This window comes from Neisseria yangbaofengii (genome assembly GCF_014898075.1).
Lineage (GTDB): Bacteria > Pseudomonadota > Gammaproteobacteria > Burkholderiales > Neisseriaceae > Neisseria > Neisseria yangbaofengii.
Genome location: NZ_CP062976.1, coordinates 1,982,653 through 1,996,013, shown reverse-complemented (window position 1 = coordinate 1,996,013; position 13,361 = coordinate 1,982,653). Strand labels below are relative to the sequence as shown.

At 57.4% G+C, this 13,361-nt stretch carries 11 protein-coding genes; 1 reads left to right on the top strand and 10 read right to left on the bottom strand.

What is annotated here, in order from left to right:
• Nucleotides 1-81: 81 nt before the first annotated feature.
• The 3 genes from H4O27_RS09800 to H4O27_RS09790 all read right to left on the bottom strand — a co-directional run bounded on the left by H4O27_RS09800 (nucleotide 82) and on the right by H4O27_RS09790 (nucleotide 8,304).
• Nucleotides 82-3,576, bottom strand: a complete 3,495-nt coding sequence (locus tag H4O27_RS09800) for a hypothetical protein (protein ID WP_165006244.1) — start codon at nucleotides 3,574-3,576, stop codon at nucleotides 82-84.
• Nucleotides 3,577-3,590: 14 nt separating this feature from the next.
• A complete protein-coding gene (locus H4O27_RS09795) occupies nucleotides 3,591-4,001 on the bottom strand; it encodes a hypothetical protein (RefSeq protein WP_165006242.1) in 411 nt (136 codons plus the stop codon).
• A 103-nt stretch (nucleotides 4,002-4,104) separates the two neighbouring features.
• Nucleotides 4,105-8,304: a phage tail tape measure protein gene (locus H4O27_RS09790; RefSeq protein ID WP_165006240.1), complete on the bottom strand. Its 4,200-nt coding sequence runs from the start codon at nucleotides 8,302-8,304 to the stop codon at nucleotides 4,105-4,107.
• 38 nt (nucleotides 8,305-8,342) lie between these two features.
• On the opposite strand from H4O27_RS09790, the gene H4O27_RS09785 reads away from it, so the two are divergent.
• Nucleotides 8,343-8,567 (top strand): hypothetical protein, encoded by a 225-nt coding sequence (locus H4O27_RS09785; protein WP_165006238.1) that lies wholly within the window; start codon nucleotides 8,343-8,345, stop codon nucleotides 8,565-8,567.
• Between the two features lie 64 nt (nucleotides 8,568-8,631).
• Here H4O27_RS09785 and H4O27_RS09780 read toward each other — a convergent pair whose 3' ends face one another.
• The 7 genes from H4O27_RS09780 to H4O27_RS09750 form a co-directional block, all read right to left on the bottom strand.
• The gene (locus H4O27_RS09780; protein ID WP_165006236.1) at nucleotides 8,632-9,387 is read right to left on the bottom strand and encodes a phage tail tube protein; all 756 of its coding nucleotides are present in this window, start codon (nucleotides 9,385-9,387) and stop codon (nucleotides 8,632-8,634) included.
• Nucleotides 9,388-9,398: 11 nt separating this feature from the next.
• Nucleotides 9,399-9,860, bottom strand: coding sequence for a phage tail terminator protein (locus H4O27_RS09775; protein ID WP_165006234.1), 462 nt, complete (start codon nucleotides 9,858-9,860; stop codon nucleotides 9,399-9,401).
• Nucleotides 9,853-10,287, bottom strand: a complete 435-nt coding sequence (locus H4O27_RS09770; RefSeq protein WP_165006231.1) for a phage virion morphogenesis protein — start codon at nucleotides 10,285-10,287, stop codon at nucleotides 9,853-9,855. The genes H4O27_RS09775 and H4O27_RS09770 overlap by 8 nt, the downstream gene beginning before the upstream one ends.
• Nucleotides 10,288-10,299: 12 nt before the next feature.
• Nucleotides 10,300-10,716 carry a phage protein Gp36 family protein gene (locus H4O27_RS09765; RefSeq protein WP_226883396.1) on the bottom strand — a complete coding sequence of 139 codons (417 nt, stop codon included), beginning with the start codon at nucleotides 10,714-10,716 and terminating at the stop codon, nucleotides 10,300-10,302.
• Nucleotides 10,717-10,727: 11 nt separating this feature from the next.
• Nucleotides 10,728-11,717, bottom strand: a complete 990-nt coding sequence (locus H4O27_RS09760) for a major capsid protein (RefSeq protein WP_165006229.1) — start codon at nucleotides 11,715-11,717, stop codon at nucleotides 10,728-10,730.
• 63 nt (nucleotides 11,718-11,780) lie between these two features.
• Nucleotides 11,781-12,122: an oxaloacetate decarboxylase alpha chain gene (locus H4O27_RS09755; protein WP_165006227.1), complete on the bottom strand. Its 342-nt coding sequence runs from the start codon at nucleotides 12,120-12,122 to the stop codon at nucleotides 11,781-11,783.
• The gene (locus H4O27_RS09750) at nucleotides 12,115-13,128 is read right to left on the bottom strand and encodes a hypothetical protein (RefSeq protein WP_165006225.1); all 1,014 of its coding nucleotides are present in this window, start codon (nucleotides 13,126-13,128) and stop codon (nucleotides 12,115-12,117) included. The genes H4O27_RS09755 and H4O27_RS09750 overlap by 8 nt, the downstream gene beginning before the upstream one ends.
• Nucleotides 13,129-13,361: the final 233 nt, after the last annotated feature.

The following is a 13,361-nucleotide window of genomic DNA, read 5'->3' as shown; positions in this document are numbered from 1 at the left end:
ACCGGGGCTTGCACGGATGCACTTTGCGTCCTGGCGGCGGTTTGTTTTTAGCCGCCAGAAGCCTGCGGTTTTCAGACGGCCTTACCCGGCAACCGTATTGCCGCGCAGACAGGCAGTGAAACCGTCGCGCTCGGTCTGCTTGTCCGGGCCGGGCTGGACGCTGCGCAATACCCATACGGGCAGTGGCGTGCCGAATGTATTAAAGCGGATGCAGTTGCCGCGCTCCCAACCGCCGCCGAATGCGGCGGCCGGCAGGCGGAAATACGGTTTGCCGGTGGCCGGATTGGCGGGGGCCAATTCGGTCAGCGTGTCCGATGTCAACACCAAACCCAACTGCTCGCCGTAGAGCCGGTATTGGATCTCGCCGGTAAACTGTATCAGCCAACGCTCGGTAATCGCGCCGTTGCTGGTCAGTTTAAACGGGTAGTCTTTGACGTTGAGCTTGGCCAAAATCTCTTCGCCGCGCATGGCATCCGCCCATACCTTGTCCCATGCCCGCTGGCTGAAAGGCTCGGTGGCGCGCACCAGCAAATCGCCGCCAATCAGTGCGCTGGAAACGTAGGTGTTTTCCTGCGGGTAATCACGAGACAGGGCGAATTGCAGTTTCAGACGGCCTGAAATATCCACGCCGGTGATGCGGTTTTCTTCTTCCCATGCCATTGACGCGGTCAGCGGCATGGCGTATTGCGACAAATCCAGCGGCTCGGAAAAAGTCAGCTCGCCCGTTTTTAAATCCACGCTGTATTTTTCAGCCAAGACGTGTTTGCCGTCGGCATCCAGCAGACACAGGCGGTCGATGTTTTGGCGGTTTAACCCAATGCGCCGGCCGCCGGTAAACGATCCGCCCAAATTCTGCTTGAGATGGTTGCCGATGACAATCATGTCGCCTTTGCGGTAAATCGGCACGCGCCCGTCTGACGGCAGCCGCACGGAGTCGATGCCGATGACGGAAGAATCCAGCGGCAGATTGTCTTGGGTGACACAGTTGTAGCGCATGGCTGAGGGCAGAAAGCCGCCGGATGCCTCAACTATATAAAAGCCGGTCTCATAATCGATTCTGCCTTTGTACGCGCCGGTAATATTGCCTTCCGCGTCGGCCTTGGCCACCGCATCGCCGTTGTAGACGGTAAAGCTTTCGGGCTTGACCGGCGCGGCGGGGGTGCGCCCCGAATAGCTGTAAACCGGAGTTTCCGGTGCCTGCACGATGCCGGCGGTGATGTGCAGTCTGCCGCCGTCGATACCCGTATCGCTCAAATCGACCATGCCGTCAGCAGCCATGTTGCCGACCATTTCGCCCGTACCCGATGCGGCATTCCAGTTTTTGTACAACACGCCGCCGCGCTCGACGATGTCGGTTTTGCCGTCTGAAAAACGCCAAGTGTCAAACACGGCATGGCTGTTGGCGTAGCCGCCTTTGATGGCGTCCAGCACCAAGTTGCCGCGCACCGCCGAAGATTTCGCGGAGGTGGCGGAGGATTCTTTTTTCCGCCAAGCCGCCACACCCGATGCAACCAAGGATTCTTTTCGGTCGACAAACTCGTTAAGCCTGTATACCTGTGCGCCGGAAGCAATCGTCAGGTTCAATCCGTTCAGACTGTACACGCGCAGCGGCAGCCTGTCTGCCTGAATCAGGAGGCGGCCGTTTGTATAGTCGATACTGCCCACCGAGCCTTCCACTCCTTCGCAGAGCAGCATTCCGGCACCGTTGTCACGCATGACCAGTCTGAAATCCATACCCGAAGCCCCTGTCTTGACGGTTTCGTTGCTCAGCCGGCCTCTGACCAAGCCGACGGTCGGCGCATAGGCCATGTCGACCACCTGATTTTCCGCACGGCCTGTCAAAACCAAAGCCAGCGACCCTGGCGCGGTGCGGCCAACGGCAAAATCTATCGTCCGGCTGAAATCGGCTATGTCATGGCTGCCCGCCTTGTTGTCGCCGGTATACTCCTCGCGGCTGACGTTAATATTCCATGCCTGCGCTGCCGTAGATATAACCACGCCCCGGGCATAGTCGATGGTGCCGGTAATATCGCCGGTGATGCCGCCAGAGCCGTTGTCTTGCGCGGTTTTTGCGCCGCCATCCGTCCAATTCAGGCGCACGGTGCCGGGCTTGACGGATTGGCCGATGTCGTATACGCCGCGGCTGTCGCCCGCTTTGCCGACCATGACCGACCCCGCGGCCTTGCCGTCAAAGGTCTGAAAACCGTCGCCGCCCCATTGGAACACGATTTTGCTGCCGACATCGGGCATGGCGGGCAAATTGAGAATCACCGAGCCAGTCACATACGATACCGTACCGACCTGCGTATTTGCCTCGTCGCGAATGATACCGTCGCCCGAATCTTTTAGCGTGTACCACTCGCCCAAAGCCATAAACGACACCGCCAGCGCGCCTGGTGCGGGCAGCGGCTTGAGCAGCGGCGCCCATGCCAAGCCTTGATTGGTCTCTTTAATGTCGATATAAGTCGAATAACGGGCGGCCGATGATTTGGCACCGAATTGACCATTGATGTTGTAGTAACCGGCCGGCAGGTTTTCGAGCACGCCGCGCCGGTAATCGACAGTGTAGCTGTTGCGGCCGCCTGAAAGCATACCGACGGCATTGTCCTTAAAATTGCCCCATGCGATACTGCCCGGCAAAACCGGCTGCGACAAATACAGATTACCGCCGTTATGATATCCGGCAAACACCACCCCGGGCGGTGCGGACGGCGTCCACATTTCAGACGGCACCGGATACTGGTCGGTATACGGCGTTTCCACCGTCGACGTCGGCACCAGTTTTTCGAAAATGCTGGACACGGTCAGCGCGGCATCGCCTTTTTTCAAGGCCGTCTTAACCGGTTTGACGCCGTAATAGCTGGCCGAATCGGCGACTTGGGTTTCCAAAATCTTGACCGGCGCACCGGCATAGCCTTCGACAGGGTAATTCACCCCTTCGTAATCGTTGACCAGCGGATTGGTGATTTCCATTTTGACCACGCGGCGTTGGATTTCTTTCACAGTTCCGCCCGGCTGCGGGATTTCAAAGGTGCGCACTTCCGATTCCAGATTCTGGACGCGAAAATACTCATAACGGCGTTGGGTGGCGGCATTGCGGGTATCGCTAAATTCGAGGCAGTAGCGCTCGCCCACTTTGGGCAGCGGGGCTTCGACTCGTTGATACGCCTGAATCAGGCGCACACCTGCCAAGTGCCGCCCAAGCAGCGTCATGCGGCTTTCCACCGTCGGCACGCTGTAGGCTTCGATTCGCGGCATGATGTCTTGCCGCTCTTCGCCGTAGTTGCGTGCTTTAAACGCCAAAAACGACACATTGGGCGATTTCGGCGGCTCGGTAATGACAAAATGGCCGCCGTACAGCGGCTCGGCATCGTTGCGCAACACCGCCGGATACAGCAGCCGCGCATCAAAACTGCCCATCGTGCGGTCAACATCCGACACAGGCGGGAAAATCTCGTTGTCTTCGCCGGTCAAGGGCGATCCCGTCATCAGGCCGCCGCCGTCGGGCGTGTCGGTCATGCGCTGGCTGGGGTAGATCTGCAAATCCTGCTGGGTCAGGCGGGTGGTTTTATTCATGATTTAAAGCCTGTTTAAAAAGTCATTAATCGGATTTCGGCGGTGTAGCGTTCGCTGCCGGTTTCGGGCGTCGAGTAGCGCACCGGCTCGACATCGCCGAGCGCGCCTTCGTGGGCGCGGAATATCACATTGAATTCGCGCCCGTCGTAGTGGGTCAGCGTCATCTCCAGTTCGGGCGTGTCCGACCAGTCGCGCAACCGACGCACGGTATCCAGCGTATGCCACACCCAAGAGCCGGTCAGCGTAATCGGTCTGCCGTTGAGTTTGACCCCCTGCTGGATAATCAAACCGCCCGACAGCGTGCGCTGCGGCGCGGCCTGTGCCACCTTGCTCCAAGAAAATTCATCCTCCCAGCGCATATCCTGCGGCAGGGTCAGGGTTGCATGGTTGTCTTTGCGCTTGAACGTCCAAACATCGTTTGCCATTTCAGACGGCCTTTCGGTAGTTAATACCCGATTAAAACAAAAGCCCCGCCTGATTGGACGGGGCACGGATGCACTTTGCGGCTTGCGGGCGGGTTGTTTGAAATCAGGTGCCGCGCTTCAGGCCGTCTTCGAGTTGGCGCATCATACTTTCCACAACAGACCGGTCGCGTTGTTTGAGCACATTGTGCAGACGACCCAAGTCGATATTGACCGCGCCCATACCAAACTGCTTCAACAGGTCGGCATTGACCGATGCGCCCGATGTGCTGCCGCGCGACGTCTGAGCGCCGCCCGTATCGGCACTTTGCCGCTGCGTTTGCGCCTGTGCCTGTTCGGCGGCGCGGTTGGCTTTCTGTCTGGTATAAATCTGCTCCAGCAATTTGATTTGCTTTTGGTATTCCGCCGCCACTTCGGATTGTTGAAAACGCTGCGCATTGGCCAGTTTGGCCTGCAAATCCGCAAGCTGTTTTTGGTGCTGGTAAGCATAAGTCGCTTCGGCATTGCCGTTCAATTCGTCAAGCTGCGCCTGCAAAGACGCGGTGGCATCGCTGGCCTCCTGCTTTAACGCCTGCATTCGGGCGCGGGCGTCTTCGATGGCCGCGCGGAACTGGCTTAACTTGGTCTCGCCCAGCTTGTCCGCCGCCGCATTGGTCGCAGAGATGGCGCGCTGCAAGTCGGCATTATTGACCATGCCTGCCGATGTCGATTGGTTTAACCGGTCCATCGCCTGATTGGCATTGCCGATTGATTCCGTGTAATCCTTCATCAACGCCGTGCGGAATTTAGCCGCTTCGCCGAAAGTGACCCCGCTAAATTCACGGTTCATTTTTGCCAGCTCTTCCGCAGTCAATTTCACATAGCCATGTGTTTGGCTCATGCGGTAGCCGTAGTCGGTCACGGCTGCCGATGCTTTTTCTGTTGCCTTGGCAGATTCTTCGGTGGCTTTGGCCGCACGGCGTTCGGCGGATTCGCGCTGCCGTGCGGATTCGGCAGCCTTTTGATGCGCCTGCACAGCGGTATCGCCGCCTTTGGCCGTGTTCTGCTCGAGCTCTTTCGTGCGCGCGTTAACCTGCTCAATCACTTGGTCGTATTGCGCCGCGCTGATTGAGCCGCTCTCAAACGCCGCCTGCGCCTGTTGGGCGATTTGGTTAAGCGCGGCAGGGTCGCCCGCCGCTTTAATGCTGCCGCTCAGTTGGTCGTAAGCCGTTTTGGCCGCACCCGCACCTTTTGCCGCCGCTTCGTTCAGACGGGCGATTTGGTCTTGAGTCAGTTTGGCCGTTTGGCCGTTGGCCTCCAATTGGGCGCGGAATGCTTCAAATTCTTGGCGGCTTTCCAGTTTGCCCATCATCTGCTCAAACGACGCGCGAATCAGGTTGGCATCGTCGACACCGTTTTCCGCCGCCGTTTTAGAGGCCGTCTGAAAATCCGCAAACGCCTGTTTCGCCTTACTGCTGATGCCGGTGGTGACGGAATCGACATTCACGCCGATTTTGGCGAAGGCTTCGGATACTTTGTCAGCGGCTTTGGGGGCGGTGTCGCCGATTTTTTCGATTTCCTCGGCGGTCAGCCCAGCCTCACGTCCGACTTCTTTCAGACGGCCTTTGAGTGCTTCTACCGCCTCGGGGCTGTCCATTTTGGACAAAGCCGCCTGAAACAGCCGCCCCATCTGGTCGGCATCATTGCCGAACTGCCGCGCGGCCAGGCCGAAACTGTCCAAGGCTTTGTTGGCGTTGTCGCTTATGCCGGTGGTAACTTGCTGCGTGCTCAGGCCCAATTCTTCCAACGCGGCGGTGGCTTTGGCCAAATCGCCGGTATCCACATTTATTTTGGCATTTTTAGTATCAAGCTCGACTTTCAAAGCGGCCATTTTTTCTCGGGCAACTTCAAGCTGCACGGCAAATTCGGCATACATGGCGGTATTTTCACGGCCACCGGCGCGCAAGGTATTGAGCGTGGTTTCCAGCGCGGCGGCTTCTGCGGCCGATTGCCGGTATTCGGTTTGCAAGGCTTTGATAGCGGCAGCTTCTGCGGCTGCGGCTTGTTCGGCTTTTTCTTTGCGTTGCGCCGCTTGCTCGGCGGCTGCTTGTTCGGCATTGGCTAACTCACGGGCGGCTTGGGCGGATGTCCTGAAATTCTCGCGGTATTTTTCCAGCCCGCCCGTCGTCCAGAGAGAGTCAATAATGGCAGGGATACGAGCCAACTCGTCACCTAAACTGCGTGCCAATTCGCTGTTCTTATACAGGCTCTCCCCGATGGATTTACCCGTTTCAAAAGCAGCAACCAGTGCGCCGGCATTGGCCGCCGCCGACTTCAGCACACCGCCCAAAGTCGCAATCGAGCCTTTGACCTTGGCCATGTCTGCACCGTTGACATCCGTCAGCTGCGCCGTAAATTCGCGCGCCGCCAGCGTGGCCGACTGTAAAGATGTACGCACAGCGTTAATGCCGACTTTCTGTTTGGCAAATGCCGTCACAGACGAGCCGCCCGTTAAACGGACCGCCGTTTCGTATGCCTGCACCGCCAAACGCGCACCGGCATACAGCGCGGCCAACTGGGTAAGCACAGGGAATTCCTGCGCCACTTTGGCCACACCGCCGGCAACCGATGCGGCAGCTTCGGCGGCGGTGGTAATCGCAGGCAGCAAGGCACTGCCGATTTCGGCGGCTGCCACCGAAAACGCCGCCTTGGCACGGTTGATTTGTGCCTCGGTGGTTTCCATTGCGTTGCCGACTTCCTTCTGCATTGCTCCGGTTACTTGGGCTTTATCGTTGACCAAGGCCAAGGCTTTTTCGTACTCGCCAAGTGAGCCGACCAAAAGGGCAATATCATCGCTGTATTCCGTGCCGAACAGTTTCGACAGCACCAAGGCGCGGCTTTGTTTGTCCAAATCCTGCAACTTGCTCAAAAAGCCGCTCAACGCCCGTTGCGGATTGGCGGCAATATTGGCGGCCATCTCATCCGCACTCAGGCCGATGCTTTTAAGTGCATCTTGGAATCCTGCCCCTTGTGTCTGCGCGGTTTGCAGCTTTTGCAGCAGCGCATTGATGGCGGTAGCCGCCACTTCGGGCGGTTTGCCCAAAGCAATAAAGGCATCGGCCAGCGCAGCGGCTTCCTCCGCCGCCAAGCCGAACTGATTGGCCGTACCGCCGATGCGCGCCATCGCCGCGACAATATCTTTTTCTTTTGCGGCGGTGTTGTTGCCCAACACATTAATCGCATCGCCCAATTCCTGCACCCGCTCAATCGGCATCTGAAACACGTTGGAAATGGTGGCGGCGGCATTGCCCGCTTCGTCAGCCGTCAGGCCGAAAGCGGTGGACATTTGAGACGCAATTTCGGCAAATTGCGGCAGCTTTTGCATTTCAATGCCCAACTGTCCGCCCGCTGCGGCGATTTCCGCCATATCCTTAGGCATAATACCCAACTGTACAGACAGGTCTTTCAGACGGCCTTCCAGTTCCGCCATCTGCTCAGGTGTGCCGTCGACTACTTTTTTCACGCCCGCCATAGCCGTTTCAAAGGCCATCGCTTCTTTGGACACATAGGCCAAGCCGCCGGCGCGGGTTACGATGCCGGAAACTTCATTGGCCACATCGGCCAAACTCGGGCGCAGCTCTTTCAGCCCTGATTCCAAGCGGTAGATTTTGTCGCGCTGCAATTCGGCGGCGCGGCTCAACTCTTCATGCGACAGCGTGCCGCTGTTTTTCAAAAGCTCGTAGGCATCTTTGGTTTTTTGGATTTCCTGCCGCGCTTTGTCGTCGGTGTCGATGCCCAACTGGACACGTGCATCGGCCAAAGCCTTTAATTCTTGGGCTTCGGCATTGAGCTTGTCCATTTTCACGGCAGCGGCAGCGGATTCGGCGGCCAGCTTTTGCTCGGCGGCAGCCAATTCTTGGGTATTGATACCGGCCTTGGCCATTTCATTACCGGTATCGGCCAAACGGCTTTTCAGACGGCCTTGCTGCGCTTCCAAGTTTTTCACTTCTTGCGTCAGCGCGTTATATTGGGCTTTTTGCTCCTTGGTCGCACCGTTCTGCATCTGCGCGGCCAGTTCGGTTTGGGCGGTTTTGGCCTGTTTGAGCGCGGCGGAGGTGTAGCCTACTTCTTGGCTGAGTGTTTTATATTGGTTAATCAGAGCTTGCTGATTCGCCATGCGCGCAAAAGCCTGCGCCAATTCTTCCGCTTCGGCAGTCAGGCCGCCCGTATCGACACCGGCAGCCTTGATGGTTTGCGACAGCTCTTTGATGTCCTCAACGCCCGACACACCGGCTTTAATCTCAATACCTGCTTGAATATTTGCCATTTTTTTGTTACCTTAGTGAAAATAATAAAGGGGGCACCATGCAAATCATCGGCTTTTTGGTTTTGTGCGGCTTTTTTTACCGGCTCGCCAAACCCGTCAAACACACCTATCCGCTTGCCGCTGCTTTTGACAAACGGCATTTGGGCGCGGTCAATGGGTCGCGCGTACTGATTGCGCTGGCTGCGGCAGCGGCTGCGTCTCTTTTGCTTGTTGCCCTTGCGGTCATTGCCGCTTTGGCCAAACATCATTTATCGGGTTTTTAAACCCTGTTTAAACATATAAAAAGGCCGTCTGAAACCTGATTTCAGACGGCCTTTGCTTTACTCCTTACGCGGCGAATACCTTAACCGTGTAGCCCGATTTGTTGCCGTCGACCAGCACGGGGTTGCCGGTAAAGCTCGCCTCGTTAAAGTCGTCGGCGAACCAATCCAGCTCGCTGTCGGACGACACCACGGCAGACGGGATATGCAGCTTGACGTTTTCGCCGCTGACGCGGTTCACGCCGTCGAGCATGATTTCCAAGTCGTAGTCGCCCACGGTATCGGCTTCAATCATAAAGCCGCCTTTCGCGCCGGTGGATGCGGTGACTTTGACGGTTTCGCCGGCGGCCACGTTGTCGCACTCGTCCTTAATCAAAATCATGCCCAAGGTGGCGTTAACCTCGATATACTCGGGCTTGACCGCTTGGTCAGCGGCGTTTTTAACGGTAACTTTGCCGTCGATATTGTCAATGCTGATTTTGTACCATTGCCCCTTGTTGCCGATGGTCACGACTTCGTCGGTCACTTTAACGGCTTTGGCCTCAATCACCGATGCTTCGCCCATCAAGGCCATTGCCAAGTTGGTGCGGTCAAAGGTGTCGAGCGTGTAGCTCAATTCGGACGGCTGCTTGTTGGCCAGGCTGTCGAGCGGCTGGCCGTAGCTGTCTTTACGTTTGCTGGTGCGCTGGATTTTTTCGGCTTCGTTCTTGATACTCAGACCGGTGGTGTTGCCGATGTCGTAAAAGCCGCTGCCGGGAATACGGCGGTTGCGGGCGTAAACGGTGCCCGCGAATAACAGGCCGTCGTCATGGGTGCGTGACATAAATCACTCCTTTAGTTGGGTTTGACCACCACGTCGGTGGTAAATGAGATCGGAAAAAAGGCGTAGCCGTCGTTGTACTCGATGGGCGGCGACGGCTCGCGGCGGAATTCGGAAACGGTGTATTCCCGACCCGGCTCCCACCCGGCAAAGGCCGTCTGAATCGCGGTCAATACCGCACCGGCTTCGTAAAGCGGCGATTTGCCGCCGGCGGTGTAGGTTTTGGCCAGAATAAACGTAAAGTGCAGCGTATGTTTGCTTTGGCCGCTGCGGTTGGCGGTGTCGGCCACGGTCTCGCCGCCGTACACCACATAAACCGCACCGTCCAGCGGCGACACTTTGCGCTTTTCGCGCGCGGCGGCCACGATTTCGGACAGGTCGCCGATTTCTTTTACGGCTTTCACACCGTCAACCGCCGCCATGCGCTCGAGTATCAGCGGATAGACGGCCAGCAGGTTGCCGTGTTGCTTAAGCATGTATCAATCCCTCCAGCCAGTCGGCCAACAAATCGTCGATGTCCTGATAATCCTGCCCCGACAAGCCCAAAAACGGACGGGCGCTCATATGGCGCGTGCCTTGCTGCAAATAGACCGCATAACCCATGACCGAGCCGACGATGACGCTGTCTTTGGCGGCCTGATGGGTAATGCTGCCGAGCAGGTTGCCGTGCTCCACCAAGATACCGCCTTTGCCTTTTTTGGCTTCGACGGTCTGCGGTGCCAAATCCGCCCATTTTTTACCGCTTGGGGCGGTTTTGGTTTCGGCAATGCGGCGGCGGGTCGATGATTCCACCACGCCGCCGATGGCGCGCATGGGCTTGGTCAAACCGCCGCCGAGCGTACCGGCCAAGCGGTTCAGACGGCCTGAAATTTGGTCAAGGTCATGATGTATAACAATCTGCATTTCAGACGGCCTTTATAACCATTCGCGCAAATCGGGTGCTTCGTTCGGCGCCACCGCACACGTTGACGGCTTGTCCGCCGTGTCGTAGCGGGTCGGGTCGAGCAAGCCCGGGTTGGACACCACCGACTTGAGCCATGAGACTGCCGACTTGTAGCGGTCTTCGATGATTTGCGTCACCGCGTCCTGATACAGGTAGTAGCGCGCAATGTCGCACACCTTAATCACCAGCACGGGCGGCGGCGGATTGCCGTCCGCGCCGTAGGAGAGTTTGGCGGCGCGCAGATACGCGCCGGCTTCCTCTTCCGCGTCGGTCATGGCCTTGGCCAGCACGTCTTCGTTGATGACTTCGTAATTTTCATGGTCGGTGCGCTCGGCGAGTTCTTTCTCTCCGAAACGCACCACCATGTCTTCTGCGGTAATCAGAGCCATTTCAGACGGCCTTAACCGGCAGACAGGGTCATGACCAAATCAGGACGCAGGGCAATCGGCAGCGGATTGGACTGCATGTGCAGGCTCCAGCCTTTGTCGTGATTCAGCTTCTCTCGGCTGGCGTAATACGGCAGCGCGCGGGTGTTGACGGTGGCATTCATGTCTGCCGGAGCAAAAGCCTCGACATAGAGTTTGCGGCCGACCGGCAGCAGAATGGCTTTGTCCGTGTCGATTTTCGCGCCGTTTGCCCCGAAATCGCCGACATACTGGATGAACTTAATGCCGTTATGCTCAAAGGCAATCGGGTTCAGGCTGCCTTCGCGGTAGGCCGCGCCGTCTTGATAACGCTCATACAGCGGTTTGATTTTGTCGTGGTATTTCAGCGCGGTCAGAAAATCCGCGCCGCACAACGCCACCCAGCCGGTAACCATCGCGCCTTTTTGCTTGGCGCGTTGGGCGGTAATGACTTTGTCGATTTCCGCGCCGACTTCGGTGGTTTTGGTGCCGAGTTTCCAGCTGGCCGAATTGCGGGTAATGCCGAATTCTTTGTACAGGTCATAAAGCACTGAGCCGTCGGCATCCAAAATCTTGCCTTGCAACGCACCCAGCATCAAATGCTCGCGGGTGTATTCCAAATTCAGTTTGCCGTCGGCCAGCTTGTCGTTGACCACGCTTTCCACGGTGGCTGCTTGCTCGGTGCCGAATGCGCGCAGGTTCTGCACTTCGTCGGCGCGCACCACATCGTCTTGCGGCAGGTGCGGGATTTTAAAGGTGCGGATATTGCGGCTTTTCTTCGGCACCGGCTGACCGCCCATACCTCGCTCGCGGCTCTGTACCAGATTCAGGCGGCCTTCCTGATATTCCACGTCCACGTTGGTGGTGGTCAGGTATTGCGGCTCGAAAATACCCAGCTCGCGGATTTGGGTCGGCGTGGCGGGTACTTGGTTGACGGCCATCGTCAGGGCTTTGACGCCGAATTTGCTGTCATTGGATAATGGCATTGCTAAAACCTCTTTAAAAAATCAAAAATCGGGAGCAGGCCGTCTGAAACAGCCTGCAAACATTTAGTCTTTCGGCGTGCCGATGTAGACGATGCCGTAAGGGTCGCCTTCTTTTTTCAGGCCGTCGAGACCGGATTCGGCCGCGGCGGCATTGACGGCGGCGGCGGTCAGCAGAGACAGGTCAATAACGCAGTTGTGCGGCTGTACCACGACTTTGCCGTCGGACTCGTCGGTCAGGGCAACCAATTTTTTACCGCGCAGCGGAAAATCGACAAACGTACCGGCCTTGGTATCCGGCGCGGCGGCCACGGCGACACGCGTCTGATAGGTGGCCTCATATTTGATGTAGTCGCCGACGGTATTGCCCAACTCATGCGATACGGTTTTGTTTTTGTATTCAGACATAGTTCAAACCCTTGTTAAACGTACTGGTTGCTGTGGCGGCGGACAATTTCACGCCTTCTTCCGCTGCCGGGGCTGCCGGACTGTCCGACAACAGAGCAGGAGGGATAGTCGCGGCCTGCGCGGTCGGCTTCAGGTCGGCAATAATGGCGGCGGCGGCTTCGGGTTCTGCCGACAACAGCAGATTGACGGTCGCTTGAGACAAACCGTCCCAGCCTTCGTCTTTTTCCTTAAAGCCGGCTGCCGACAATTTGGCCGCAACATCGGCTTTTTTCTTTTCCGCCTTGGCTTTTTCAGCTTCGGCCAAAGCCTGCGCCTTCTCTTCTTTCAAGGCGGCCACTTCGGCTTTGAGCGCGTCAAACGCGGCCTGTTCTTCTTTGGTCATGGATAACTCCGGTTCAAAAGGTTTGAAGGGTGCGCCGTCGCTCAAAACCACGGCCTCGGTATTGCCGTCGACGCCGACGGCGGTAAACGACACTTCGCGGATGATACATTGGCGCATAATCACAACGGGGCCGGTCACTTCGCGGCCGTTGACCGTTTCGGTTGCACCTGCCGACAGCTCTTCATAAGATGCGGACTGAACATAAACCGACATCTCCCACGGGAAGCCTTGGTCGGCTGCCGCCGCGATTTCGTTGCCGTGTTCGTTGTCAAGCAAGGTGCCTTCCGCCATCAGACCGTCCGAAGTGACCGACAGGCTGCACACGCCCGCCATCTTGACGGGGCTGTGTTCGAGCAGCACCGGCATTTTGGGTTTGCGCGCCAAATTGTCGAAGTCAATCACGGTCTGATAGCCGCCGTAACCGAACGGCTTGCCCGAATTGGCCACCCCCTTAAACGAGCGCGGCGCATCGGCAGCCGTAGCCAAAGCCACAGGCTCGGCGGCGGATAATTTGATTTTAAGTGGGGTTTTGGTATTCATGCCGCCATGATACGGCGGCGGATGGCGCGTCATAACGGCTGGCGATGCACTTAGTGCGCCGACGGCAGGACGGATTCGATGCAAAAGGCCGTCTGAAAATCGGATTTCAGACGGCCTTTAGGCAAATATGCAGATTGTCATTGCGCGCACATGATAAAAACGCGCCTTAACACCCCCCTGAAAACAAATGCGGGGCTTTCTCGGCTCGGGAATACCCTAGCTTACCCCAAGAGGGAAAACGCGCCGAAAACGCAAATTCGGGCGGATTTTGAAATACGGGTCATCAGATACGGCAAAACCCACCGCGGGGGTGGGTT